At 71.7% G+C, this 23,646-nt stretch carries 24 protein-coding genes and 3 tRNA genes; 13 read left to right on the top strand and 14 right to left on the bottom strand.

What is annotated here, in order from left to right; genetic code table 11:
* Positions 1 to 35 precede the first annotated feature (35 nt).
* From murA to HDG69_RS17285, 4 genes are all read right to left on the bottom strand, one after another.
* Entirely contained in the window at positions 36 to 1,352 is a 1,317-nt protein-coding gene (gene murA / locus HDG69_RS17300) for a UDP-N-acetylglucosamine 1-carboxyvinyltransferase (protein WP_171785079.1), read from the bottom strand.
* 170 nt (positions 1,353 to 1,522) lie between these two features.
* A complete protein-coding gene (locus HDG69_RS18745) occupies positions 1,523 to 1,738 on the bottom strand; it encodes a hypothetical protein (RefSeq protein WP_216645873.1) in 216 nt (71 codons plus the stop codon).
* A gap of 173 nt (positions 1,739 to 1,911) precedes the next feature.
* Positions 1,912 to 2,412 (bottom strand): DUF1877 family protein, encoded by a 501-nt coding sequence (locus tag HDG69_RS17290; protein WP_171785078.1) that lies wholly within the window; start codon positions 2,410 to 2,412, stop codon positions 1,912 to 1,914.
* A 169-nt stretch (positions 2,413 to 2,581) separates the two neighbouring features.
* Positions 2,582 to 3,754 carry a MarP family serine protease gene (locus tag HDG69_RS17285; protein ID WP_171785077.1) on the bottom strand — a complete coding sequence of 391 codons (1,173 nt, stop codon included), beginning with the start codon at positions 3,752 to 3,754 and terminating at the stop codon, positions 2,582 to 2,584.
* A gap of 132 nt (positions 3,755 to 3,886) precedes the next feature.
* Here HDG69_RS17285 and HDG69_RS17280 point away from each other — a divergent pair, with 132 nt between their 5' ends.
* The 3 genes from HDG69_RS17280 (at position 3,887) to HDG69_RS17270 (ending at position 7,211) form a co-directional block, all read left to right on the top strand.
* The gene (locus tag HDG69_RS17280; RefSeq protein WP_171785076.1) at positions 3,887 to 4,777 is read left to right on the top strand and encodes an alpha/beta hydrolase family protein; all 891 of its coding nucleotides are present in this window, start codon (positions 3,887 to 3,889) and stop codon (positions 4,775 to 4,777) included.
* Between the two features lie 209 nt (positions 4,778 to 4,986).
* A complete protein-coding gene (locus HDG69_RS17275) occupies positions 4,987 to 6,120 on the top strand; it encodes a N(5)-(carboxyethyl)ornithine synthase (protein ID WP_425484058.1) in 1,134 nt (377 codons plus the stop codon).
* 44 nt (positions 6,121 to 6,164) lie between these two features.
* On the top strand, positions 6,165 to 7,211 hold the full coding sequence (locus HDG69_RS17270) for a LacI family DNA-binding transcriptional regulator (protein WP_343036501.1): 1,047 nt from the start codon (positions 6,165 to 6,167) through the stop codon (positions 7,209 to 7,211).
* Here the strand turns inward: HDG69_RS17270 and HDG69_RS17265 are convergent.
* Complete coding sequence (locus HDG69_RS17265; RefSeq protein ID WP_171785074.1) at positions 7,180 to 8,664, bottom strand: DUF5129 domain-containing protein; 1,485 nt, start codon at positions 8,662 to 8,664, stop codon at positions 7,180 to 7,182. The two genes, HDG69_RS17270 and HDG69_RS17265, sit on opposite strands and share 32 nt — an antisense overlap.
* A gap of 118 nt (positions 8,665 to 8,782) precedes the next feature.
* On the opposite strand from HDG69_RS17265, the gene HDG69_RS17260 reads away from it, so the two are divergent.
* On the top strand, positions 8,783 to 10,615 hold the full coding sequence (locus HDG69_RS17260; RefSeq protein ID WP_171785073.1) for a SpoIVB peptidase S55 domain-containing protein: 1,833 nt from the start codon (positions 8,783 to 8,785) through the stop codon (positions 10,613 to 10,615).
* Positions 10,616 to 10,701: 86 nt separating this feature from the next.
* On the opposite strand, the gene HDG69_RS17255 is transcribed toward HDG69_RS17260, so the two are convergent.
* Positions 10,702 to 10,917 carry a hypervirulence associated TUDOR domain-containing protein gene (locus HDG69_RS17255; RefSeq protein WP_171785072.1) on the bottom strand — a complete coding sequence of 72 codons (216 nt, stop codon included), beginning with the start codon at positions 10,915 to 10,917 and terminating at the stop codon, positions 10,702 to 10,704.
* A 244-nt stretch (positions 10,918 to 11,161) separates the two neighbouring features.
* Here HDG69_RS17255 and HDG69_RS17250 point away from each other — a divergent pair, with 244 nt between their 5' ends.
* Positions 11,162 to 11,737: a type IV toxin-antitoxin system AbiEi family antitoxin domain-containing protein gene (locus HDG69_RS17250; RefSeq protein ID WP_216645872.1), complete on the top strand. Its 576-nt coding sequence runs from the start codon at positions 11,162 to 11,164 to the stop codon at positions 11,735 to 11,737.
* Positions 11,738 to 11,838: 101 nt separating this feature from the next.
* Positions 11,839 to 12,639: a nucleotidyl transferase AbiEii/AbiGii toxin family protein gene (locus HDG69_RS17245; protein WP_343036500.1), complete on the top strand. Its 801-nt coding sequence runs from the start codon at positions 11,839 to 11,841 to the stop codon at positions 12,637 to 12,639.
* A gap of 232 nt (positions 12,640 to 12,871) precedes the next feature.
* On the opposite strand, the gene lpdA is transcribed toward HDG69_RS17245, so the two are convergent.
* Together lpdA and rnhA are read right to left on the bottom strand one after the other, a co-directional pair.
* Complete coding sequence (gene lpdA, locus HDG69_RS17240) at positions 12,872 to 14,275, bottom strand: dihydrolipoyl dehydrogenase (protein WP_171785070.1); 1,404 nt, start codon at positions 14,273 to 14,275, stop codon at positions 12,872 to 12,874.
* 91 nt (positions 14,276 to 14,366) lie between these two features.
* Positions 14,367 to 14,810 carry a ribonuclease HI gene (gene rnhA / locus HDG69_RS17235; RefSeq protein ID WP_343036499.1) on the bottom strand — a complete coding sequence of 148 codons (444 nt, stop codon included), beginning with the start codon at positions 14,808 to 14,810 and terminating at the stop codon, positions 14,367 to 14,369.
* A 90-nt stretch (positions 14,811 to 14,900) separates the two neighbouring features.
* Here rnhA and HDG69_RS17230 point away from each other — a divergent pair, with 90 nt between their 5' ends.
* From HDG69_RS17230 to HDG69_RS17220, 3 genes are all read left to right on the top strand, one after another.
* Entirely contained in the window at positions 14,901 to 15,764 is an 864-nt protein-coding gene (locus tag HDG69_RS17230) for an LLM class flavin-dependent oxidoreductase (RefSeq protein WP_171785069.1), read from the top strand.
* A 68-nt stretch (positions 15,765 to 15,832) separates the two neighbouring features.
* Positions 15,833 to 16,768: a hypothetical protein gene (locus HDG69_RS17225; protein ID WP_171785068.1), complete on the top strand. Its 936-nt coding sequence runs from the start codon at positions 15,833 to 15,835 to the stop codon at positions 16,766 to 16,768.
* Positions 16,765 to 17,208 carry a GntR family transcriptional regulator gene (locus tag HDG69_RS17220; protein WP_171785067.1) on the top strand — a complete coding sequence of 148 codons (444 nt, stop codon included), beginning with the start codon at positions 16,765 to 16,767 and terminating at the stop codon, positions 17,206 to 17,208. Before HDG69_RS17225 ends, HDG69_RS17220 begins: the two co-directional genes overlap by 4 nt.
* Here the strand turns inward: HDG69_RS17220 and leuD are convergent.
* Entirely contained in the window at positions 17,201 to 17,839 is a 639-nt protein-coding gene (leuD, locus tag HDG69_RS17215; RefSeq protein ID WP_171785066.1) for a 3-isopropylmalate dehydratase small subunit, read from the bottom strand. The two genes, HDG69_RS17220 and leuD, sit on opposite strands and share 8 nt — an antisense overlap.
* A gap of 28 nt (positions 17,840 to 17,867) precedes the next feature.
* Positions 17,868 to 19,343 (bottom strand): 3-isopropylmalate dehydratase large subunit, encoded by a 1,476-nt coding sequence (gene leuC, locus HDG69_RS17210; RefSeq protein WP_171785065.1) that lies wholly within the window; start codon positions 19,341 to 19,343, stop codon positions 17,868 to 17,870.
* A 130-nt stretch (positions 19,344 to 19,473) separates the two neighbouring features.
* Between leuC and HDG69_RS17205 the strand changes: the two genes are divergently transcribed.
* From HDG69_RS17205 to HDG69_RS17195, 3 genes are all read left to right on the top strand, one after another.
* Positions 19,474 to 20,193, top strand: a complete 720-nt coding sequence (locus HDG69_RS17205; protein WP_106268618.1) for an IclR family transcriptional regulator — start codon at positions 19,474 to 19,476, stop codon at positions 20,191 to 20,193.
* 118 nt (positions 20,194 to 20,311) lie between these two features.
* Positions 20,312 to 20,479 (top strand): hypothetical protein, encoded by a 168-nt coding sequence (locus HDG69_RS17200; RefSeq protein WP_171785064.1) that lies wholly within the window; start codon positions 20,312 to 20,314, stop codon positions 20,477 to 20,479.
* Positions 20,480 to 20,481: 2 nt separating this feature from the next.
* The gene (locus HDG69_RS17195; protein ID WP_216645871.1) at positions 20,482 to 21,321 is read left to right on the top strand and encodes a PH domain-containing protein; all 840 of its coding nucleotides are present in this window, start codon (positions 20,482 to 20,484) and stop codon (positions 21,319 to 21,321) included.
* 69 nt (positions 21,322 to 21,390) lie between these two features.
* Here HDG69_RS17195 and HDG69_RS17190 read toward each other — a convergent pair.
* The 3 genes from HDG69_RS17190 to HDG69_RS17180 form a co-directional block, all read right to left on the bottom strand.
* Positions 21,391 to 21,463: transfer RNA gene (locus HDG69_RS17190), tRNA-Glu, on the bottom strand.
* A gap of 57 nt (positions 21,464 to 21,520) precedes the next feature.
* Positions 21,521 to 21,593 (bottom strand) — tRNA-Glu (locus tag HDG69_RS17185).
* Positions 21,594 to 21,691: 98 nt separating this feature from the next.
* Positions 21,692 to 21,763: transfer RNA gene (locus HDG69_RS17180), tRNA-Gln, on the bottom strand.
* 199 nt (positions 21,764 to 21,962) lie between these two features.
* Between HDG69_RS17180 and HDG69_RS17175 the strand changes: the two genes are divergently transcribed.
* Complete coding sequence (locus tag HDG69_RS17175) at positions 21,963 to 22,727, top strand: class I SAM-dependent methyltransferase (protein WP_171785063.1); 765 nt, start codon at positions 21,963 to 21,965, stop codon at positions 22,725 to 22,727.
* Here HDG69_RS17175 and HDG69_RS17170 read toward each other — a convergent pair.
* Positions 22,696 to 23,595 carry a LysR family transcriptional regulator gene (locus HDG69_RS17170; protein ID WP_171785062.1) on the bottom strand — a complete coding sequence of 300 codons (900 nt, stop codon included), beginning with the start codon at positions 23,593 to 23,595 and terminating at the stop codon, positions 22,696 to 22,698. The genes HDG69_RS17175 and HDG69_RS17170 overlap by 32 nt on opposite strands.
* Positions 23,596 to 23,646 lie beyond the last annotated feature (51 nt).

Below are 23,646 nucleotides of genomic sequence, written 5' to 3'. Positions count from 1 at the left end.
CCGACGGCGGCACGGACCGCCGTCGGGGCCTCGGCTCAGTCGCGCGAGACGTCGGCGCCCAGCGCCACGAGCTTGTCCTGGAACGACTCGTAGCCGCGGTCGATCAGCGAGATGCCCCGCACCGTGGAGGTGCCCTTGGCGGCCAGCGCCGCGATCAGGTGGGAGAACCCACCGCGCAGGTCCGGGACCTCGATGTCCGCCGCCGCCAGCGGCGTCGGACCCGAGACCACCGCGGAGTGATGGAAGTTGCGCTGCCCGAAACGGCAGTCGCCCCCGCCCAGGCACTCCTTATACACCTGGATCGTCGCGCCCATCTGCCGCAACGCCTCGGTGAACCCGAATCGGTTCTCGTACACGGTCTCGTGGACGATCGACAGCCCGGTGGCCTGCGTCAGCGCCACGACCAGCGGCTGCTGCCAGTCCGTCATGAACCCCGGGTGCACGTCCGTCTCCAGCACGATCGGGCGCAGGTCTCCGCCCGGGTGCCAGAACCGGATCCCGTCGTCCTGCACGTCGAACTGCCCGCCGACCTTGCGGAACGTGTTCAGGAACGTCATCATCTCGGGCTGCGAGGCACCCTTGATCGTGACGTCGCCCCCGGTCGCCAATGCCGCCGACGCCCACGACGCCGCCTCGATCCGGTCACCCAGGGCCGTGTGGTTGTACCCCTCGAGACGGTCCACGCCCTCGATCCGGATCACCCGGTCGGTGTCCACCGAGATGATGGCGCCCATCTTCTGCAGCACCGCGATGAGGTCCATGATCTCCGGCTCGGTCGCCGCCCCCGAGAGCTCGGTGATCCCCTCGGCCCGCACCGCCGTCAGCAGCAGCTGCTCCGTGGCACCCACCGACGGGTACGGCAACGAGATCTTCGTACCCTGCAGCCGTCGCGGTGCCCGCAGGTGGATCCCGTTGGGGCGCTTGTCCACCACGGCGCCGAACTGGCGCAGGATGTCCAGGTGGTAGTCGATCGGCCGGTCCCCGATCCGGCAGCCACCCAGGTCCGGGATGAACGCCTCGCCCAAGCGGTGCAGCAACGGCCCGCAGAACAGGATCGGGATCCGCGAGGACCCCGCGTGCGCGTCGATGTCCGCCACGTGCGCCGACTCCACGTTCGACGGGTCCAGGTCGAGGATCCCCGCGTCGGGGTCGTACTTGACGTTCACCCCGTGCAGGTCCAGCAACCCCGAGACCACACCCACGTCCCGGATCTGCGGCACGTTGCGCAGCACGCTCGCCGACTCGCCCAGCAACGACGCCACCATCGCCTTGGAGACGAAGTTCTTCGCGCCACGCACCGAGATGGTGCCTTGCAGGGGCGTCCCGCCGTTCACGTACAGCAGATCAGTCATAGCTCGTCGTCGTCCTGTCCTCGCGGAATCTGCAGCACGGTGGTGCTGCTCTCGGTGCGGGCCCGCCCGGCTCGCGTGGCGCGTGGTGCGCAGCGCGAACCGATCCTGCCCCCGCCGGCCCGACGGTGCCAACATCCGGCACGCCCCCAGTATTCACGTTCACCACACCTTCACGCCGCGAGCGCGTACTCGCGCGGGGACGCGCGGGTCTTCACCGGATCGCGACGTCCTGCCCGGGCGGCGGTGCCCCGGTCTCCCGGGTACCGGGCCACGAGCTCCGCGCCGATCCGGGCGAGCTCCGCAGGGACCTCCGGCGGGCCCTCCACCACGGCTCCCTCGCCCCAGCCTGCGAGATGGCGGGCGATGTCGAGAGGCGTCGTCCGCACGCCTGGTCGCGCTGGGAGCCGTCGGTCACGACGAGCCCACCGAGGGCGGTCCGGGCTGTGTCACGGCTGCCGTCGTCGACCCGTTCGGCAACGCGCTCGGCATGATGGAGAACACCCACGACGACGAGGCGCTCTCCTCGCTGCACGGATGAGGGACGTCGGCGGGGCCGTGCTCAGTTGAGCATGAGCACGACGCCGTCACCGGCGGCGGCCGCCGCCGTGCAGAAGCGCCGGAGCTCCTCGTACCTCTCGCCGAGGACCTGCAGACGCTCCTCGTCAGGGTGCTCGGCGTGATCGGGCCAGTCCTCCCCGTCGCAGAACCGGGTCGCGTCGTCGCGGCCGGCCAGGGTCGCGAAGGATGCCGACGCGAGCACCTCGGCGGCGCGGCGCACCTGGCTCGGCGTGAGAGCGCGCACCGGCCCGAGCCCGCCGTCGAGCCCCAGGGGCGTGCCGCCGTGAACCACGTCGACCCCGGGTGCCAGCTCGCCGAGCAGCGCGTGCAGCGGGCCCCACGCCCGGCCGACGCTGAAGTAGCGTGCGTCCTCGGGCTCGAGGTCGAGCTCGACCCACTCCTCGGCGAGGGAGTCGAGGAGCTCCGCGGCCCACGCCGCGTCCGCGCGCGCCCTGTCCAGGTCCGCGGCGGCCAGCCGCGCGTACTCGCAATGTCTGCCCATGCGCGCGACCGTAGCGGTCCGCCGGTCAGCACAGGGCGGGCATATCGACCGGACCAGGGCCGACCGCGCAAAGCGGTCGCCAAGACTGTGAGATTCGACAAGTTTGCCGCGCCGATACGGGCCGAAGTGCCGTGTAGCCATCAGGTGCCCGACGGCGATATACCCCGGCTCAGGCGGCGCAGCGGCCCGGCGTGACCGCGCTGTCCAGCTCGGGGGCCTGCGCCGCCACCGGCATCAGCTCTGCGGTGGTGACGCCGTAGGCGAGGTCGTCGTCGGACTCCGAGCGCCCGAAGACCACCCCGACGACGTCACCGTCGGTCGAGAGGACCGGACCGCCGGAGTTCCCGGCGTGGACGGCCGCGGCGAGCGCGTAGATGTCGCGCACGGCCGTCCCGCTGCCGTCGGACGCGGGGATGCGGACGGCGCCGACGTCGAGCACCTCACCGCCCGTCGAGGTGAACGGGCCGCCGTACGGGTAGCCCTGGACGACGGCGGCGTCCCCGACCTCGAGCGACGGGGCGATCGTCAGCGGTTCGGCATCGAGCCCGTCGACGGCGACGACCGCGAGGTCCGCCTCCGGGTCGAAGTAGACGACGCGCCCCTCCCGCGCCGGCCGGCCGGGCAGCTCCACGAGCGGCTGCTCGACACCGGCGACGACGTGCGCGTTGGTGACGACCCGGTCGGCTGCGGCGACGAACCCGGAACCGGTCATGCCGGTACCGCACGCGTACGCGGTGCCCCAGACCCGCGCGACGGACTGGGCCGACGCCTCCAGCGCGGGGTCGTCGAGGTCGACGCTGGGGGCGACCGCGGTGCGGCCCGGGGCGAGCAGGCCGTCCAGGCGCGGCAGACCGTCGTCGAGCACCACACCGCGCGCCTGCGCGAGCGTGCGGGTCAGCGGTGCCGGGGTGAGGTCCTCGATGGTGCGCAGCACCGAGGACGACGCGACGGCGGAGGCGACGACCGGGGCGCCGGTCGCCTTGACGGCGGTGCCGACGAACGACAGCGCGACGGCCGCGACCACCAGGCTCGCGACCCCGCCGAGGAGACGGTCGATCGGCCGCAACGGCGTCCGGTCGACCTGGCGGCGCAGGCCGTGGCCCACGCTCGAACCGATCGACGCCCCGAGCAGCGGCATCACGATCGCGAGGATCACCGTCGTCGGCCCGCGCCACTGCGCGGTGGGCAGCGCGTCGACGACCAGCGGGACGACGAGGAACGCGGCCACTCCCCCGACGACCAGACCGACGAGACCACCGAGCGTGGCGAAGAACCCACGCCGGACCCCCGCCCCCAGGGCGAGGAGGAGGACGACGACGAGCACGAGGTCGAGCAGGGTCACGGGCGGCCTCCGCGGCGGGCTGGACGGTGAGGACCGCTGAGGATACGGGGTCTGCCTGGGTGTTCGATGAGTGCGGCCGACGGCGCTCCCCCGCTGCCCGCACGAGGACGGCGGCGCCGTAGGATCCTGGGCATGCGCAACGAGGGTGCCACGGCGGTCGCCACCGACGAGCTGCGGATCCAGATCCCGGCCGGCGGCTGGGTCGTCGGCACCGTCCGGACCCCCGCCGACGAGGCGCCTCGCGGCGTCGTCGTCCTGCACCCCGCGACGGCGGTGCCCGAACGTCTGTACGCGGCGTTCGCCGAGCATCTCGCGATGCACGGGTACGCCGTCGTGACCTACGACTATCGCGGCACCGGCCGGTCCGGCAGCCCGCGCGACCACCGCAACCTGCGCATGAGGGACTGGATGGCCGACGACGTCCCCGCGGTCGCCGCCTGGGTCCGACCCCGGTTCGGCGACGTGCCGCAGCTCGCGGTGGGGCACAGCATCGGCGGGCACGCGCTGGCGCTCGGGCACGGGTCACGAGGCCTGGCCGGGTTCGTCACCGTCGCGTCGCACGCCGGGGTGACGGCGACGATCCCCGGCCGCGCCGAGCGGACGCGTGCCGGCCTGGTCCTGCGGGTCCTCGGGCCCGCGACGGCGAAGGTCCTGGGCTACGTGCCCGGCCGTCGCCTGGGCCTCGGCGAGGACATGCCCGCCGCGGCGATGCTCGAGTGGAGCCGCTGGTCGCGGCTGCCGGGCTACTTCTTCGACGACCCCACCCTGAGCGCCGCCGCGGACGCCGCGCGCGTCAAGGGTGACGTGCTCGCCGTCGGCTTCACCGACGACCCGTGGGCGACACCCGAGCAGATCGACGCGATCACCGACCGTCTGACGCGCGCCCGGGTCGAGCGACGGACCTGGAGCCCCGCAGACGGCGGCGTGGAGACGATCGGGCACACGGGGTTCTTCCGCCGTGGCCTGCGCGAGACGCTGTGGCCCGAGCTCGTCGCCTGGCTCGACGCGCGCGCCGGCCGGTGAGCCGCTCGGCGGGTCGATCGGTACCGTGACGGGCGACGATGTGCCGCGCGGCCCGGCGTACACTCCGGACAGGAGCTGACCCTGGTTCCCCGATCATGGGAGTCCGGATGTCCGGCGCCACTCACCTTTCCGCTGTTGGCTCCACCGCGTCGGACGACGCCGCACCGAGCAACGACCTGCTCTCCCTGGGGCTGCTCGCCGGCTCCTCGATGGAGAACGAGCGGCGGCTGCCGATCCACCCCCACCACCTGGACCGGATCGACCCCGACCTGCGGGCGCGGATGATCGTCGAGCGTGGCTACGCGGCCGACTTCCACCTGGCTCCGGGCTACGTCGAGTCGCGGGTGGGCAGGGTCGCGGAACGCTCCGAGGTGATCGAGGCCGCGGACGTGCTGCTCCTGCCCAAGCCGCAGGCGGCGGACGTGGGCGCCGTCCCCGCCGGCCGCGTGCTGTGGGGATGGCCGCACTGCGTGCAGGACGCCGGCCTGACGCAGCTGGCGATCGACCGCCGGCTCACGCTGATCGCCTTCGAGGCGATGAACCACTGGACCCGCCAGGGTGACTTCAGCCTGCACGTGTTCCACAAGAACAACGAGCTCGCCGGGTACAGCTCCGTCCTGCACGCCCTGAGCCTCACCGGCTCGACCGGGGACTACGGCCCGCGGCTCAGCGCCGTCGTCATCGGCTTCGGCGCGACGGCCCGGGGCGCGGTCACCGCGCTCAAGGCGCAAGGCATCCATGACATCCAGGTGCTCACGCAGCGGGGTACCGCGGCGGTCGGCTCGCCGATCCACAGCGCGCACATCACCCAGCTCCACACCAGCGAGGGTGCCGCCTACCTGTCCACGATCCGCACCGACGACGGTGACGTCTCGCTCCCAGCGTTCCTGGCGTCGCACGACATCGTCGTCAACTGCACGCTCCAGGACGTCGCCGCCCCGCTGACCTACCTGCGCACCGAGGACCTCGCCGAGTTCGCCACGGGCAGCCTGATCATCGACGTCTCGTGCGACGAGGGCATGGGCTTCGAGTGGGCCGTGCCCACCACGTTCGACGACCCCATGTTCACCGTCGGTCACGGTGTGCACTACTACGCCGTCGACCACACGCCGTCCTACCTGTGGAACTCGGCCACCTGGGAGATCAGCGAGGCGCTCCTGCCGTTCCTGCGCACGGTGCTGGACGGGCCGGACGCGTGGGCGCGGAGCCTCACCATCACCCGCGCGATCGAGATCCGCGACGGGGTGATCCAGAACCCGAGCATCCTCAGCTTCCAGGGACGCGAGCCGGCCTACCCGCACGCCCTGGCCGGTGAGGGCGTCAGCGCGGTCGGTGCTCCGTAGCGAGAGGTGCGCGGGCGGGCGCCGGCCTGGCAGAGTGTCTCGTCGTGGCGAAGAGACGCACGACCCAGATGAGCGACGTGGCCCGGGCCGCCGGGGTGTCGCTGATGACCGTGTCGAACGTGCTCAACGGACGGCCCAACGTCGGTGCCGACACACGCCTGCGGGTCCTCGAGGTCGTCGACGAGCTCGGGTACGAGATCAACCTGACCGCGCGCCGGCTCCGCACCGGGCGGACGGGCGCCGTGAGCCTCATCGTGCCGCGCTTCGACCACCAGTACTACAGCGAGCTGGCGTCCAGGGTCTCGGACGCCCTGGCGCCGGAGGGTCTGCACCTCGTCGTGGAGCAGTCCGGCGCCGTTCGCGAACGTGAGCTCTCCGCCCTCTCGCTGGCCCGTCTCCAGCAGTACGACGGCGTGCTGCTCAGCGCCGTCGGCCTCGGATACGACGACCTCGAGCGCATGCATCCCGACGTGCCGATCGTGCTCCTCGGCGAGCAGGACGTGCCCGACCGGTACCACCGCATCCAGATGAACAACACCGCCGGTGCACGGCTGGCGACCGATCATCTCCTCGCGTGCGGAGCGCGGCGCATCGCCGTGCTCGGCGGCCGGCTCGAGTCGGACCGTCCGGACGTGGCCACCCAACGCACCGAGGGCTGGGCGGCGGCGCTGCGGGCCGCAGACCAGGAGCCGGACCCGGCGCTGGTCATCCCGGTGGAGACCTTCTCGCTGCCCGAGGCCCGGGCGGCGATCGCCGCACGGGTGTCCGACGGGCTCGACATCGACGGCGTCCTCGGCCTCACGGACGAGATCGCGATCGGAGCCATGGCAGGGCTGCGCGACGTGGGCCGCAGCGTGCCCGACGACGTGCAGGTTGTCGGGTTCGACAACCTGCGGATCTCCGAGCACGTCGCGCCGGGCCTGACGACCATCGATCCCGGCCACGACGCGATGGTCGCCGAGGCCCTGCGCCTCCTGCGTCAGCAGATGGAGGAGGCCGCCACCCCGCCGGAGCACGTCGTCGGCACCGTCGCCCTGATCGAACGCGGGAGCACGCTCGTCAGAACCGCGAGGAGCTCCCGGAGCCGCTGAAGCTCCCGCCGCTGCTGCTGCTGAAGCCGGAGGTGGACCCGCCGGACGAGGACGAGGACCGGGACTGCTCGACCTTGCTCGTCCCGGCGGCGAAGCCGCTCTGGAAGGTGCTCACGGTGAACCACGTCCAGGCAGGGTCGACGGTCCCGAGGATCGTCGACCGGCGCGCAGGGCGGTAGCCGTCGGAGCGGAAGGCCCGCTCCATCATCTGCTGCTCAGCCTTGACCTTGCTGTACTCGCGCGACACGGCACCGGCCAGCGCGTCCAGGTGCCCGCTGAGCTCGTCGCGCATCTCCCGCAGCCGGTCCAGGGCGCTGTCCGGGGACAGCGACCGGTCCTCGAGCTCCTCACGCATCCGGTCCAGCGCCACCGAGGTGCGCGTGGCGAGCTCTCGCAGCTGCTGCGCCTCGGCGAGCCCGCGCATCGTCTTCGGGACCGTCGAGCCGAGCAGAGGTTCCACCTGCGCCAGGTCGTCACGCAGCGGTTCCGTCTGCCGGGCCCAGACCTCCGGCCACGAACCGTCACGGTTGAGGAAGGCAGCCGTGTCGGCGATGACGTCGTCGAGCTGGTCGAGCTCGTCGGCCTTCTCCTGGTAGTGGGTGAGGGTCTGCAGGACGCGACGGGAGTCGTAGTCGCTCTCCGGGACGGCGCGCGCGGTGTCCCCCAGCTCGACCAGCTCCCGGAACCCCCGTTGGAAGCCCGCGAACCGTTCCAGCATCGCCCCGCCGTACCGTGACTCGGCGGGGATGACGTGCGTGTGCAGCTCGGTCTCGTCGTAGTCGCGCACCACGTTGGCCATCGCGCGGTCGCCGGCGGCACGGGCACGCCGGCTCCGGCTCGCACGGTTCATCCCCACCAGGACATAGATGCCGGATCCCACCACGGTGGCGAGGGACACCACGGACGCTACGGCCGTGCCGGCCGGCCGGCGGATCGCGGGACTGTTCATCCGGTCGGCCGCCGCCTGCGCGCCGGCGATCGCCCCGGCGGTCCACTGCCCACGTCGGAAGTCGTCCTTCGCCGCGTCCTGGATCTCCAGCTGAGCGTCCTCGCTCACCGTGCGGTTCTCGCCGAAGTACGTGCCGACCAGCCGGCCCTCCGGGTCGACGGCGAAGATGAACAGGTCGTCGGCGAACTTCTGCTCATTCTCGCTGAGCCAGTCCGTGCGCGCCGCGCGGGCGTGCTCCAGGACGGCGTCGTTGAGCGCGTAGTCGTCATGGCGTGCCTCGGGGCCGCCGTCGTGCGTGAAGAACGCCACGACGGTCGGCTCGTAGAACCGCATGGCCTCGACGGCGTCGAGCAGCTCGGGTTCGTACAGCACCCCGGCCGTGTCCACCACCGCGATCGCGCCGGCGTCGTGGCGGGGGGCCTGGGCCGCGTACGCGCCGATGCTGACCCCGACGACGACGGCGCTCGCCGCGGTCCCGGTGATGATCCGCCGACGTACCGACATGTGGAGTTCTCCTCGTCCGCTGAGCGACTGTCGACGGCCCATCCTTGCAGACCAGCCCCCACGTTTTTCACCCGGTGGCGCTCACCCGGCGAGCTCGGGCGTGGACGATGCTGTGCCCATGACGAACATCGATGCCCGGGACGACCACACCGCGTCGTCCCACCCCCGTGCCGGGGGGACCACCGGCGCTGCTGGTTCATCGAGGCCGCGTGCCTCTCGCGGGCGCCGTGCGGTCCCGCTCGCCGCGTCGGGCGCCGTCGGTGCCCTGCTGCTGTCCGGGCTCGTCGCCGTCGGCCCGCCCGCCGCCGCGGCGCCCGCGTCCGACTGCGCCGTGCCGTTCCCGGTCTCCCAGCTCACGAGCGGGGCGCCGGTCAGCGGTCTCACCGTCAGCAAGGGGACCACGCCGCAGGAGTTCACGGGTGAGGTGCTCGGTGTGCTGGCGGACGGCATCGGGCCGGGCCTCGACATGATCGTCGCCGAGCTGGACTCCCCCGCCATCGACGCCGCGGGCGGCATCTGGCAGGGCATGTCCGGGTCCCCGGTGTACGCCGAGGACGGGCGGCTCATCGGTGCGGTCGCCTACGGCCTCGCCTGGGGCAGCTCCCCCGTGGCCGGCATCACGCCCTTCGAGAGCATGGACGACTACCTGGGCGCGGCGAAGGCCGCGCCCAAGGTGGCGGTCGGCCCCAGGCTGGCAGGCAAGATCGCGGCCGAGACGGACGTGACGACGTCGCAGGCGTCCCAGGGACTGCGGCAGCTCCCGATGCCGATGGGCGTCGGCGGTGTCGACCTGGGCCGGGCGCGCGACGCCGGCCGGTCGTTCAGCGGCAAGGCCCTGGTGGGCGCGGACTCCTACCGGATCGGACGATCGGCCGGCAGCGCCGCCGCCGGCGTCGACACGGTGGTCGCCGGCGGGAACATCGGCGCGGTGCTCACGCACGGCGACGTCACCTTTGCCGGGGTCGGGACCGTCACGTCGGTCTGCGACAAGCGGGTGGTCGCGTTCGGCCACCCGATGTCCTTCAGCGGCAAGACCCGGCTCGGCCTCGCGGCCGCCGACGCGGTCTACGTCCAGAAGGACCCGCTGGGCGTGCCGTTCAAGGTGGCGAACCTCGGCGCGCTCGGCGGCACCATCACCGACGACCGGCTGGCCGGGATCGCCGGGACCTTCGGAGCCGCCCCCGCGGCGGCACGGATCACGTCGAAGGTGACCTACGACGGGCGGACCCGCACGGGAACCACGCAGGTGCTGTACCCGCCTGCCCTCGGGGAGGCCACCCTCTACGCCGGCCTGGCGAACCACGACCGTGTGGTCGACGGGTGGATCCCCGGCTCGCAGACGCAGGCATGGACGATCAAGGGGACCCGCAGCGGGAGCCCGTTCACGCTGCGGTACGCCGACCGGTACCGGTCGGCGTACGACATCGGCTTCGACAGCGCCTTCGACCTGGCCGAGGTCGTGTTCACGCTCTCGTCGCTCTCGGGGGTGAAGGTGACCGGGGTGACCAACGACGTCAAGGTGTCCGACAGCCAGCGCCGCTACCGGGTCGCGAAGATCCAGCAGCGCACCGGCGGGCGCTGGGTCGACGTGACGGGCGAACGGGTGAAGGTCCGTGCGGGCTCGACGCTCGTGCTGCGGACGCAGCTCGTCGGGTCGGACGGCACGACCAAGACGTTCTTCCGCCAGGAGGTCAAGATCCCGAAGAGGCTCAAGGGCGAACGGGGCACGGTCGCGGTGGTGGGCGGCAACGCCTACAAGGAGGACTTCTCCGGCCTGCGGTCTTTCGACGGCATCCGCAACGCCCTGCGCACCAACCAGCGCAACGACGAGGTCGGGATGGACGTCAGCATCGGTGACGGCAAGACCGCGCTGGAGCGCACCCGGACGTCAGACCCCCTGCCGCGCGTGGTCGACGGGCACAAGCAGGTGAAGATCCGCGTCATCAAGTGAGCCAGGGTGGTGCGAGCGGTCCGCTCGCACCACCCGCTCAGTCTCGAGCGGGTCGTGGCCCCGGCTCATGTCCACGACCTCGTCTCTCACGGCTCCTCCTCCAGCGCCGACGGCTCGTGCACCGCGTCCTTGCCTCTCTTGTCGCTGCGCACGCGGTACTGCGGGTCGCCCTTCGACGCCCGGACCGTGCGGCCCGTCGCCTCGGTGTCCTCGGTGGTCTTCTCGACCACCTCGCCGTGCACCGTCTGCCCGTGGCTCGACCAGGTGACGTCGTCGCCCTGGCGGAAGCTCTTCTCGCTCATGGACCCAACGTGTGACTCCTGGCGGCGTCTCGCACGGTGTCGCCCGGCGCCTGCTGGATACGAAGCACGCCCGCTGCACCAGCCCTGACCGCGGTGCCCGCGGGGATGCCGAGCACCCGGCTCATCGCCGTCGGCGGCAAGATCGCCCGCGCGACATCGACGCCGGTTCCAGTCTCGACTTGCTGTAGGAAAATCGTTACATTAGACATGTTGGTGTAGAGGTTTTCCTCCGGAGGTGGTGACCGTGTCCACGGACATACTCGCCGCCCTGCCCTCGACGTTCCGCTACTCCCAGGCACGGGAGCGGCTCAACGAGCGGCAGTTCCGCAAGCTCGTCGACGCCGGACAGATCATCGCGATCGCCCGTGGCCTGTACCGCAAGCGCGGCCTCGCGGGCGACGACGACCTCATCGAGATCGCCTCCCGCGCTCCCGACGCAACCCTCTGCCTGCGCTCTGCCCTGGCTCACCACGACCTCATCGACGACATCCCCGCCGAGATCGACATCGCGATCCCTCGGGGGGCATGGACTCCGAGCACCGAGGCGCCGGTTCGCTGGCGACACTTCGATACCAAGACATTCGCCATCGGTAGGGGTCTGCTGGACATCGGCGACGAGTCGACGATCGGGCTGTACTCGCCCGAGCGCAGCGTCATCGACGCGTTCCGGATGCGGAACATCGAGGGCCCCGAGCTCGCCAACGAGGCCCTGAAGCGGTGGCTTCGGAGCGGCGGCCAGCCGTCGGAACTGCTGCGTACGGCACGCCACTTCCCTCGCGCCCTGACCCCACTGCGACGGACGATGGAGATCCTGCTGTGACCCGACCGACGCACGGCACACCAGCAGGAGATGCCTACCTGGACCTGCAGAATCAAGCCCGCCGGGCCAAGCGGCCCACCCAGGAGCTGCACCAGCTGTACGTGCTCGAGGGGTTCCTCGCGCGACTGGCCGCGAGCTCCGAGCGCGACCGCTTCGTCCTCAAGGGTGGCGTGCTGCTCGCCGCCTTTGACTCGCGCCGCCCCACCAAGGACATCGACCTCGCGGCACTCGAGACCGCCAACGACGTCGAGACCGTCAAAGCACTCGTGGCCAAGATCACCGCGACCGTGTTGCCAGAGGACGACGGAATCGAGTTCCTGCCGGAGACAGCGCGAGCGAAGGCGATCCGCGAGGACGACGAGTACCAGGGTGTGCGCGTGCACATCGACGCACGCTTGGCCACGGCCCGCCTGCCCTTCCACGTCGACGTCAACGTCGGCGACCCGATCTGGCCCGCGCCATCAGACGTCGCGGTCCCACGGCTGCGTGGCGGTGAGCCGATCATCCTGAGTGGCTACCCGATCCACATGGTCTACGCCGAGAAGATCGTCACCGCCGTCCAGCGCGGTCTGGCCAACACTCGATGGCGCGACTTCGGCGACGTTTGGAGCCTGTCCAGGAACCACGCCGTCAACGCCGACGACGTCATGCGCGCCATCGACGAGGTTGCGCGCTACCGCAAGGCGACGGTGCACCCGCTTGCCGACGTGCTCGACGGGTTCGCTCCGCTCGCTCAGCCGCGCTGGTCCCGCTGGCTGCGCGGCTCAGGCTCACCACACCTGCCGGCCGACATCGCACCTGTGCTCGATGACGTCCTCGCGTTCGCCGACCCCTTGCTGACGGGACAGGCTGCTGGCCTCTCGTGGGACCCAGCCGAGTCCACCTGGCACGAACCTCGGTAGCTTGTTCAACCGCACACCGAGCCGACCGCCCGTGCGAGCCCCTCGCCCGACGCCCACCGGCCTGGGCGTAGGTGTACCTCGACAGCGACGGCACCTCTGTCGAGGAATTCCTCCGCGGACAACCCCGGTTGTCCACCATGTCGAGGCAAGAAGAGAGGCCCTGAACTGCACCGATGGTGCAAGCCAGGGCCTCTCGTCAGGACACGCGGACGTGTCCGGTTCGTCCCAGTGATCAGAAGTTGATCATGTGCCCTGCGAGACCGTGGATGGCCTCCTGGACGGACTCCGACAGCGTCGGGTGGGTGTGCACGTTGCGCGCGACCTCGTCGGCGGTGAGGTCCCACTTCTGCGCGAGGGTGAGCTCGGGCAGCAGCTCGGAGACGTCCGGACCGATCAGGTGGCCGCCGAGGAGCTCGTTGTACTTGGCGTCGGCGACGAGCTTGACGAACCCGGTGGGGTCGCCGAGGCCGTGCGCCTTGCCGTTGGCCATGAACGGGAAGGTGGAGACCTTGACGTCGTAGCCCTCGTTCTTGGCCTGCTCCTCGGTGAGGCCGAAGGAGGCGACCTGCGGCTGGCAGAACGTGGCGCGCGGCATCATGCGGTAGTCGCCCAGCGTCATCGTCTCGGCGTCGCCGATGGTCTCGGCGGCGACGACACCCTGCGCCTCGGCGACGTGCGCGAGCATGAGCTTGGCGGTGACGTCACCGATGGCGAAGATGTGCGGCACGTTGGTGCGCATGTGGTCGTCGATGGCGATGGCGCCGCGCTCGGTGAGCTGCACGCCGGTGTTCTCCAGGCCGAAGTTCTCGACGTTGGGCGCGAAGCCGACGGCCATGAGGACCTTGTCGACCTCGAGGGTGCCGGGCTTGTCGTCCTTGACGCCCTTGTAGGAGACGGTGACGGAGGAGCCCTTGTCCTCGACGGTCTGCACGGCCGTGGAGGTGAGGATCTTGACGCCGAGCTTCTTGTACTGCTTGGCGATCTCCTTGGAGACGTCGGCGTCCTCGTTGGGCAGCGCACGGTCGAGGAACTCGATGATGGTGACGTCCACGCCGTAGTTCTTCAGGACGTAGGCGAACTCCATGCCGATGGCGCCGGCGCCGACGATGGCCATCGACTTCGGCAGCTCGCGGGTCATGATCTGCTTCTCGTACGTCACGACGTTGTCGGAGAGCTCGACGCCGGGCAGCAGGCGGACCTTGGAGCCGGTCGCGATGATCGCGTTGTCGAACGTCACCGTCTCGGTGCCGCCCTTGTTGAGCGTCACCTCGATCGTGTTGGCGTCACGGAACGTCCCGCGGCCGTCGTACTCGGTGATCTTGTTCTTCTTCATGAGGAAGTGGACGCCCTTGGTCCGGCCGTCCGCGACGTCGCGGGACCGGTCGAACGCCTTGCCGAAGTCGAACGTCACGTCACCGGACATGCCGAAGAAGTCGGCCTGGTGGGTGAACAGGTGCGCGAGCTCGGCGTTGCGCAGCAGCGCCTTGGAGGGGATGCAGCCCACGTTGAGGCAGACACCACCCCAGTACTTCTCCTCGATGATGGCGACGGACTTGCCGAGCTGGGCCGCACGGATCGCGGCGACATAGCCGCCGGGGCCAGCTCCGAGGAGGACGACGTCGTAGTGGGAAGCCATGAGGCCACCCTATGAGGTCCCGCGCCCGGCTGCGGCGTGATCTGTGTCGCACCGCCTCCCGACGACGGCACTGCGACGGCCCGGCGACGTCTCAGCGCACCGAGTCCACCCCGAGGTTGGCCAGCGCGTCGGCGCGTTCGTTGCCGGGGTCACCGGCGTGCCCCTTGACCCACACCCAGCCGACCTGGTGCCGGGCGACCTCGGCGTCGAGGGCCTGCCACAGGTCCACGTTCTTGACGGGCTTCTTCGCCGACGTCATCCACCCGTTGCGCTTCCACCCGGCGATCCACGTCTTCATGCCGTTCATGACGTAGGACGAGTCGGTGTGCACGGTGACGGCGCTGGGCTGCTTGAGCGCCCGCAGCGCCTCGACGACGGCGGTGAGCTCCATGCGGTTGTTGGTGGTGACCTCCTCCCCGCCGTAGAGCTCCTTGGTGTGCCCACCGGACTTCAGCAGGGCTCCCCATCCCCCGAGCCCGGGGTTGCCCTTGCAGGCCCCGTCGGTCCACATCTCCACGATCGGCTTGTCGTTCACGCGGTCACCCTATGTCCCGCAGGACCACGGTCTGTCGGAGGTGGTGCGTAGCGTCGGTCACCGACGACGACGAAGCGAGAGGTAGAGGCCATGAAGTTCGGGTTCATCGGGAGCTACGGCAGCCCCGCGCAGCAGGTGCGGCTCGCCCAGGAGTGCGAGGCGCACGGCTGGGACGGCTTCTTCACGTGGGACGGGGTGAGCCTGGGCGACGACAGCTTCGGCGCCCACCCCACCTGGGACCCGTTCGGCCTGCTCGCGGCGGTGGCTGCGGTCACCGAACGGATCACGCTGGGCGCGATGGTGTTCGCTCTCCCCCGGCGACGGCCGTGGGAGCTCGCCCAGCAGGTCCTGACGGTGGATCACCTCTCCGGTGGACGGCTCGTGCTGCCGGTGGGCACCGGAGCATCGCTCGACCGCGCGTTCACGTCCGTGGCGGGACAACCGGCGACGCTGCGCGACCGGGCCAGGGCGATGGACGAGGTCCTCGCCTGGCTCGAGCGGTCCTGGTCCGGGGAGTCGTTCGAGCACGACGGCGAGTGGGCCGGCACGGGCCCCTTCCGCTTCCCTGTACCCCCGGTCCACGGTCGGGTCCCGGTCTGGCCGGTGGCCGTCTGGGACGCGGAGCACCCGCCACGCCGCAGCCTCGACCGCGCGCTGCGCTGGGACGGCATGGTGCCGCAGGTGCGCGGCGGCGACTCCCCCGAGGACGCCGAGCCCGGCCCCGACCAGGTCCGTGACCTCGTCGCCTGGATCGGTGAGCACCAGGAGGCCGCCGGGCCGTACGACGTCGTCATGCAGGGAAGGTTCGACGCCGACCGCGCCGTCGCGCAGCAGCAGGCCCGCGCCGCCGCGGAGGCCGGGGCCACGTGGTGGGTCGAGTCCTGGTGGGACCCGACCACCACCACGCCGGAGAGCCTTCTCGAACGTGCACGCCAGGGACCGCCCGCGCTCTGATCCTGGACAGGGCAGGCAACCAATGATTCAATGCATTGATTCATTGGTTTCGCGTCCAGGAGGTCGACATGTTCGCAGGTGGCGTCGTCGCGATCGCGATGGTGGCGGTGATCCTGCCCGCAGCCCTGGTCGGTCTCGTGCTCTGGCTCGTCCGGCGCGCTCACGACGACGGCGGCGCACCCGCGCGGTCGGCCCGGCGCCACGAGCTGCTGGTCTCCACGGTCGCCACGAGCGCCGCAGTGGTCAGCACGGTCCTGCTCGTCGCCCAGCCGGTCGTCTGGTCCGGGTGGGCACCGGCGCCTGGGCTCCTGCAGGCGATGGCCCCGTTCGCCGTCGCGCTGGTGTTCTGCTCCGTCCGTACCGTCGGTGAGCGGACCTGGCCCCGCCCTCGCGGGCAGGTCCGTTCGGCCCCGCTGGCCCGCCGGACCGTCCGGTCGCTCGGAGGCGTACGCCTGAGCCTCCTGCTGGCGACCGCGGGAGGCCTCGCGGTGGTCCTGGTCGTCTGCGGCCTCACCGCCGATCCGACCGGCCGCGCCTTCCCCACCGGCCCCGCCACGGTCCCCGACGGCGGGGTCGTGGAGGGCGCATCAGGCCCGTACCCGGGGTGGCCCTACGCCGTCCCGATGCTGCTCGGGATCGCCGTCGCCGTCGCCGCGACGCTGGTCACCCTGCGCACCATCACGCGACGGCCACCGCTGCACGACGTCCCGCCCCCTGCTGACGACGCGGTGCGGGCCACCAGCGCCGCCCGGCTCCTCGGCGCCGTCCAGCTGTGCTTCGGTCTCGCGCTCGGCCTCACCCTGGCCGTCAGCGGCAGCGCTGTACGGTCCGGCGGCCGAGGGCTGGTCCTCAACGGCGCCGACGACGCCGGCCTCGTCGCGCTGGGCGTGGCCCTGTCGGTGGTGGGCGCGGCGGTCGCTCTCGCCGCTGTCGTCGCGGCGGTCCTCGCGGCATGGCCCCGGCCGGCGGTCGCGCCCTCGCCCACGAAGGCCGTCGCCGCATGAGCGACGTCGTCGTCGCGCTCGGCTCCCCCGTCCCGGTCTACGAGCAGATCCGATCCCAGGTGGCGGCGGCGGTCGCCGTCGGCACGCTGCAGCCCGGCGCCCGGCTGCCTGCCTCTCGCGATCTCGCCCGTGACCTCGGGATCGCCGTCGGCACCGTCCAGCGCGCCTACCGCGAGCTCGAGGCGAGCGGGGTCGTCGTCTCCCGGCGCCGCACCGGCACCGTGGTCGCCCCGGCCACGCCCGGGAACGCCGCGGCGGGTGGGCGGGCCGCAGCCCCCCCACCCGCCGAGACGGTGGCCCGCGCCCACGACCTCGTCGCCGAGGCACGCGCGGCCGGGCTCACCGACGAGGCCGTGCTCGACGTCGTCCGTGGCGCCCTGGCCGCTCCGCGCGACCGGGCTCAGGCCCGGGACCTCGACGACGGCCGCGCGGTCAGCTGACCGGTCGCGCCGGCTCGATCTCGACCTTCGGCAGGTGCTTGGCGGGCAGAGTCTTCGGCCGCCACGGAGCACGCGTGGCCTCGAACGCGGTGATGTCCGCCTCGTTCTGCAGGGTCAGGCCGATGTCGTCCAGGCCCTCCATCAGACGCCAGCGGGTGTACTCGTCGATCTGGAACGGCACGGTGACGTCGTCGGCGTGCACGGTGCGGGTCTCGAGGTCCACGGTCACCTCGGTGCCAGGCTTGGCCTCGAGGATCTTCCAGAGCAGCTCGATGTCCTCCTGGGCGACCATGCCGGCCACGAGGCCCTGCTTGCCGGAGTTGCCGCGGAAGATGTCCGCGAACCGGGAGGCCAGCACCACGCGGAAACCGTAGTCCTTGAGCGCCCAGACGGCGTGCTCGCGCGACGAGCCAGTGCCGAAGTCCGGGCCGGCCACGAGGACCGAGCCGGTCCTGTACGCGTCCTGGTTGAGCACGAACGACGGGTCGCCGCGCCAGGCCGCGAAGAGCGCGTCCTCGAACCCGGTGCGCGTCACCCGCTTGAGGTACACGGCGGGGATGATCTGGTCGGTGTCGACGTTGCTGCGGCGCAGCGGCACCCCGACGCCGGTGTGGGTGGTGATCTTCTCCATGGGGGGTCTCCTCGAAAACGCTGGGTGCTCAGACGAACGACGGGGCGGTCAGGGGGGCCAGCGGCGTGCCGTCGAACGAGGTCAGGTCGACGTCGTCGTCCAGGTCGAGGTCGGCCAGCGACGACAGCGTGCCGCGGATCGCGGTGGCTGCGGCGACCAGCGGGGACACGAGGTGGGTGCGCCCGCCCTTGCCCTGACGTCCCTCGAAGTTGCGGTTGGACGTCGACGCCGCCCGCTCGCCCGGGGTGAGCTGGTCGGGGTTCATGCCGAGGCACATCGAGCAGCCGGCGTTGCGCCACTCGGCGCCGAACTCCTTGAAGATGACGTCCAGGCCCTCGGCCTCGGCCTGCAGGCGCACGCGGGCCGACGCCGGGACCACGAGCACGCGCACGTCCTCGGCCTTGCGGCGCCCCTGGAGCACCTTGGCCACCGACCGCAGGTCCTCGATGCGCCCGTTGGTGCACGAGCCGATGAAGACCGTGTCGACCGTGACGTCGCGCAGCGGCATGCCGGGCTCGAGGCCCATGTACTCCAGCGCACGCTCGGCGCTGACCCGCTCGCCCTCGTCGGCGATCTCGGTCGGGACCGGGACGTTCGCGGACAGCGGCAGGCCCTGACCCGGGTTGGTGCCCCAGGTGACGAACGGCTCGAGGTCGGAGGCGCGCAGGACGACCTCCTCGTCGAACACCGCGTCGTCGTCGCTGCGCAGCGTCTTCCAGTACTCGACGGCAGCGTCCCAGTCCTCGCCCTCGGGCGCGTGCGGGCGGCCCTTGAGGTACTCGAACGTGGTCGCGTCGGGGGCGATCATGCCGGCCCGGGCGCCCGCCTCGATGGACATGTTGCAGATGGTCATCCGCGCCTCCATCGAGAGCCTGCGGATGGCCTCGCCGCGGTACTCGAGCACGTAGCCCTGACCGCCGCCGGTGCCGATCTTGGCGATGATCGCCAGGATGATGTCCTTGGAGGTCGCGCCCGGGGGCAGCTCGCCGTCGACCGTGATCGCCATGGTCTTGAACGGCGCGAGCGGCAGCGTCTGGGTGGCCAGCACGTGCTCCACCTCGGAGGTGCCGATGCCGAACGCCAGCGCACCGAACGCCCCGTGGGTGGACGTGTGGGAGTCGCCGCACACGACGGTCAACCCGGGCATGGTCAGTCCGAGCTGGGGGCCGACCTGGTGCACGATCCCCTGGTCGGCGTCGCCGAGCGAGTGGATCCGGACGCCGAACTCCTTGGCGTTGTTGCGCAGCGTGTCGATCTGCGTGCGGCTGGTGAGGTCCGCGATCGGCAGGTCGATGTCGAGCGTGGGGGTGTTGTGGTCCTCGGTCGCCAGCGTGAGGTCCGGCCGCCGGACCGGCCGCCCGGCGAGGCGGAGACCCTCGAAGGCCTGCGGGCTGGTCACCTCGTGCACGAGGTGGAGGTCGATGTAGAGCAGGTCCGGTGCCCCGTCGGCGCCCTGGCGCACCAGGTGCGCCTCCCAGACCTTCTCTGCCAGCGTGCCGGCCATCTCGAGCTCCTCGTTCCGCCACCGCGGGTGGCTGTCGTGACTTGTGCTTGCGCGACATTGACGCCCTGGTCCACGACCGGAGTTTGCGTAGGACTTGCAATCTCACTCAGCGAGACGTCAGTATCGACCTATGGACGATACTAGCGGAGTCGGCGTACTGGACAAGGCCGCGTCCGTTCTGGGCGCTCTGGAAGCCGGGCCCGCCACCCTGGCGCAGCTGGTCTCCTCGACCGGGCTGGCGCGACCGACGGCCCATCGCCTCGCCGTGGCGCTCGAGCACCACCGGTTCGTGGCCCGTGACATGCAGGGACGGTTCGTGCTCGGCCCGCGCCTCAACGAGCTCGCGACCGCCGCGGGCGAGGACCGGCTGCTCGCTGCGGCGAACCCCGTGCTCACCGCCCTGCGCGACCACACCGGCGAGAGCGCCCAGCTCTACCGGCGCCAGGGGGACCACCGCGTCTGCGTGGCCGCCGCCGAGCGCCCGGTCGGCCTGCGGGACTCGATCCCCGTGGGCGCCACCCTGACGATGCACGCCGGCTCCGCCGCCCAGATCCTGCTCGCCTGGGAGGAGCCCGACCGGCTCCACCGCGGCCTGCGGGAAGCCGTCTTCACCGCGACGATCCTCTCCGGCGTCCGCCGTCGCGGGTGGGCGCAGTCCGTCTCCGAGCGCGAGCTGGGCGTGGCCTCCGTCTCCGCCCCGGTCCGCGGCCCGTCCGGGCGGATCGTGGCGGCGGTGTCGGTCTCCGGACCGGTCGAGCGGCTGACCCGCCAGCCGGGCCGCCTGCACTCCGCATCCGTGGTCGCCGCGGCGAACCGCCTCACGGAGGTCCTGCAGCGCGCCGGTGAGTGACGGCCCGCAGGTGAGTGACGGCGCGCCGCACCGGTTGTCGCGGGGTCGCCCCGCTGGTCAGTAGGCTCCCGACCAGCGAGGCGACCCCGCCCCGCCGACCGAGAGGCGTGAGGACCCGATGCCGGCCAAGGCCAAGACCCTCCTGATCTGGCTCGTCGTGATCTTTCTGATCTATGCGATCGTGACGAGCCCGGACCGGGCTGCGGACATCATCAAGGCGATCTGGGACGTGATCGCCAACGCGTTCTCCAGCTTTGGGGAGTTCCTCGCCAACCTGACGTCGTAGTCATGAGGTCGCCCGACCGGGCGGTGCGCAACCACCGCCACCTGCGCCGCTATGTCCTGGATCATGAGCGCCCCGTGTTCGCGTCGCGCCTGCACTGGGCCACGCTGCTCGAGCCGGTCCTGACGACGCTCGCGGCCACCGTCGTGGTCGCGCTGCTGCAGTCGGCGACCGGTGCGCCGGGCGTCTGGGTGCTGTGGCTCGTCCCGGCGGGCCGGCTCCTGCTGCGCTGGGCCGAGTGGCGCTACCAGTGGTTCGTCGCGACCGACAAGAGGCTCCTGCTCACCTACGGGTTCGTGGTCCACAAGGTCGCGATGATGCCGCTGACGAAGGTCACCGACATGAGCTACACACGCACGCCCATCGGCCAGGTGCTGGGCTACGGGCGGTTCGTGATGGAGTCGGCGGGGCAGGACCAGGCCCTGAGCCGGATCGACTACGTCCCCGACCCGGACGTGACCTACCGCCGACTCACCGACACCATCTTCTTCCCGACCAAGCCCGACGCGAAGCCTGCGCCCCCGCCCAGCGCGCCCCCGGCGATCATGCCGACCGGCCCGCGCGAGCCACGTCCGACGACCGCGGAGCTCCCCACCGTCCCCGCCGCGGGGGCCGACCGACCTGGGCCCACGAACCCACCTTCGCCACCGGCCCGACCCGATGCCGACACCTCCACCGGCGCCGCCGACCCTGCCGACGTCGAGCCGTTCCCGCAGCCGGGCGACCATCACGCGGACCGCCCGCCGACCCGGCGCCGATGGCTCCCGGCGCGGCGCCGGCAGTCGCTCTACGAACCGCCGACGAGCAGCGGGGCCGGTCCGACGGTGCCCGACCCGTTCCTCTGAGCGCTCGAGCCGGGAGGCGTTGGGAACCACAAAGGCCCGGTCCCTCGGGACCGGGCCTCGTGCGATCTGTACCCCCAGCGGGATTTGAACCCGCGTTACCGCCGTGAGAGGGCGGCGTCCTAGGCCGCTAGACGATGGGGGCCGGACGTTGCTCCGTCGCCGGAGCTGCTGCGACGATCCGCGAACGGATCGTGACGCGTACCCCCAGCGGGATTTGAACCCGCGTTACCGCCGTGAGAGGGCGGCGTCCTAGGCCGCTAGACGATGGGGGCCTATGGATCCTCGGAGCCGCAGGGCACCGATTCGCCGGTGAGAACTCTAGCGCATCCCGTTCAGAGCCAAACCCTGAAGAAACGTGCCGAGATCTACGCTGGGGTACCAGGACTCGAACCTAGACTAAGTGGACCAGAACCACTCGTGCTGCCAATTACACCATACCCCATGGTGTCCGGACCTACCGGGACATATCCGACTTTCGTCGGCCGATCCCGTACGGCCCAACGACGCGAAACATTACCGGACCGACCGCCTGGATCCAAACCCGCGACCCGGTGCCCTTCGTCACGTCCCACCAGCGGTGCGTCACCGTCACCGCGCCGGACCTCATGACGCGGACAGCCCCGGCGTGGGACCCTGCTGCCATGCCGTCGACTCCCGACCCGCACTCGCACTCGGACCGCGCAGCCTCGTTCTCGACCGGCGCCGACGTCTACGCCCGCGTGCGCCCCACCTACCCGACCGAGGCCGTGGACTGGATGGTCCCGCGAGACGCGGACCGCGTCCTCGACCTCGCCGCCGGCACCGGCCTGCTGACGGGGCGGCTGGTCTCCCGGGGCCACGACGTCGTGGCGGTCGACGCCTCCCGTCCCATGCTGGACGAGCTCACCGCCACCCTGCCCGGCGTCACCACGCACGTCGGCACGGCGGAGGACATCCCCCTGCCGGACGGCTCGGTGGACGCCGTCACCGTCGGGCAGGCCTGGCACTGGTTCGACCCACCACGGGCGGCCGCCGAGCTCGCCCGGGTGCTGCGCCCGGGCGGCACCCTCGCCGTCGTGTGGAACGACCGCGACGAACGTATCGACTGGGTCGGCCGCTTCGGAGAGATCCTGCACGCGGGCGACGCGCTCCGCCCCGACAACGACCAGAGCGCCCACCCGCCGTCCCTCGGCGACGCCTTCGACCCGATCGAGGCCGCCGAGTTCCGCTGGTTGTACCGCCTCGCCACCGCGGACCTGCGGACGCTCGCCGGCACCCGAAGCTACCTGCTGACGCTGCCGCCCGAGCAGCGCGAACAGCTCCTGCAGCGTGTGGACGACCTCGTCGTGACCCACCCCGACCTCGCGGGGACCACCGAGGTCGCCATGCCCTACGTCACGACGGCGTACCGCGCGCGACGGCGCTGAGCCGGCGGGCGGCGGCCGACGGCGCCGTCCCGTCGCGCCAGACCACCCGCAGGTGCCGGGAGAGGTCCGCACCGTCGACCGCGAGGGCCACCAGGCGGCCGGCTGCGACGTCGTCGGCCACCGTCAGCCCTGAGAGGACCGCGACCTGGCCGCCGTGCTGCACGGCGGCCTTGAGCGCCGACGTCGAGCCCAGCGTCGGCAGGTGCTCGGGCATCGCCTCCCCCACGCCCGCCAGGGCGCGCTCGAGGATCTCGCGCGTCCCCGATCCGGCCTCCCGCAGGACGAGACGCTCACCGAGCAGCTCACTCGGGCGGACGGAGCGTCGTCGTGCCCAGGGGTGCTCCGGGGCCACGACGGCAACCAGTTCGTCCTGCGCGACGGTGCGGCTGCGGAGCCCGCGCCGGACCCCGAGGCTCTCCACGAAGCCGAGCTCGGCTCCGCCGTCGAGCACCATGTCCATGACGTCGCTGGAGTTGCGCACCACCAGCTCGACGTCCGCGGCGTGCCCCTGGGTCGCCAGCACCGCCAGCCACCGCGGCACCAGGTACTCGGCGATCGTCAGGCTGGCCGCCACCCGCAACGCCGTCGCCGGACCGGCACGCAGCCCGACCACCGCCGTCTCGAAGCGGTCCGAGGCGGCCACGACGTCGCGGGCCCACCCGGCCACCGCCTGGCCGGTCGGCGTGAGCGCCGTCCCGCGAGCGCTCCGCGCCACGAGGTCGAGCCCGAGCCGGCGCTCGAGGCGGCGCAGCCCCGCGGACGCCGTGGGCTGGGAGACCGCGAGAGCACGTGCGGCGGCGCTGATCGACCCGTGGGTGTCCACGGCGACGAGGAGCTCCAGCGCGGTGAGCGACGTCCGTTCTGCCATAGCAGGAGTCTATGGATGGATCGAGGTGTCGGCCTACCGTCCACCCTCGAC

Origin of the sequence: Isoptericola halotolerans (assembly GCF_013149785.1) — a bacterium.
GTDB classification, from domain to species: Bacteria; Actinomycetota; Actinomycetes; order Actinomycetales; family Cellulomonadaceae; genus Isoptericola; species Isoptericola halotolerans.
This window is presented reverse-complemented; position numbering and strand designations above follow the sequence as displayed.

Excerpts from the sequence above, each read along its gene's own strand:
- murA (WP_171785079.1), bottom strand. The coding sequence starts at position 1,352 with ATGACTGATCTGCTGTACGTGAACGGCGGGACGCCCCTGCAAGGCACC.
- HDG69_RS17290 (WP_171785078.1), bottom strand. The coding sequence starts at position 2,412 with ATGGGCAGACATTGCGAGTACGCGCGGCTGGCCGCCGCGGACCTGGAC.
- HDG69_RS17280 (WP_171785076.1), top strand. The coding sequence starts at position 3,887 with ATGCGCAACGAGGGTGCCACGGCGGTCGCCACCGACGAGCTGCGGATC.
- HDG69_RS17275 (WP_425484058.1), top strand. The coding sequence starts at position 4,987 with ATGGAGAACGAGCGGCGGCTGCCGATCCACCCCCACCACCTGGACCGG.
- HDG69_RS17265 (WP_171785074.1), bottom strand. The coding sequence starts at position 8,664 with ATGTCGGTACGTCGGCGGATCATCACCGGGACCGCGGCGAGCGCCGTC.
- HDG69_RS17260 (WP_171785073.1), top strand. The coding sequence starts at position 8,783 with ATGACGAACATCGATGCCCGGGACGACCACACCGCGTCGTCCCACCCC.
- HDG69_RS17255 (WP_171785072.1), bottom strand. The coding sequence starts at position 10,917 with ATGAGCGAGAAGAGCTTCCGCCAGGGCGACGACGTCACCTGGTCGAGC.
- lpdA (WP_171785070.1), bottom strand. The coding sequence starts at position 14,275 with ATGGCTTCCCACTACGACGTCGTCCTCCTCGGAGCTGGCCCCGGCGGC.
- HDG69_RS17230 (WP_171785069.1), top strand. The coding sequence starts at position 14,901 with ATGAAGTTCGGGTTCATCGGGAGCTACGGCAGCCCCGCGCAGCAGGTG.
- HDG69_RS17225 (WP_171785068.1), top strand. The coding sequence starts at position 15,833 with ATGTTCGCAGGTGGCGTCGTCGCGATCGCGATGGTGGCGGTGATCCTG.
- HDG69_RS17220 (WP_171785067.1), top strand. The coding sequence starts at position 16,765 with ATGAGCGACGTCGTCGTCGCGCTCGGCTCCCCCGTCCCGGTCTACGAG.
- leuD (WP_171785066.1), bottom strand. The coding sequence starts at position 17,839 with ATGGAGAAGATCACCACCCACACCGGCGTCGGGGTGCCGCTGCGCCGC.
- leuC (WP_171785065.1), bottom strand. The coding sequence starts at position 19,343 with ATGGCCGGCACGCTGGCAGAGAAGGTCTGGGAGGCGCACCTGGTGCGC.
- HDG69_RS17205 (WP_106268618.1), top strand. The coding sequence starts at position 19,474 with ATGGACGATACTAGCGGAGTCGGCGTACTGGACAAGGCCGCGTCCGTT.
- HDG69_RS17200 (WP_171785064.1), top strand. The coding sequence starts at position 20,312 with ATGCCGGCCAAGGCCAAGACCCTCCTGATCTGGCTCGTCGTGATCTTT.
- HDG69_RS17195 (WP_216645871.1), top strand. The coding sequence starts at position 20,482 with ATGAGGTCGCCCGACCGGGCGGTGCGCAACCACCGCCACCTGCGCCGC.
- HDG69_RS17175 (WP_171785063.1), top strand. The coding sequence starts at position 21,963 with ATGCCGTCGACTCCCGACCCGCACTCGCACTCGGACCGCGCAGCCTCG.
- HDG69_RS17170 (WP_171785062.1), bottom strand. The coding sequence starts at position 23,595 with ATGGCAGAACGGACGTCGCTCACCGCGCTGGAGCTCCTCGTCGCCGTG.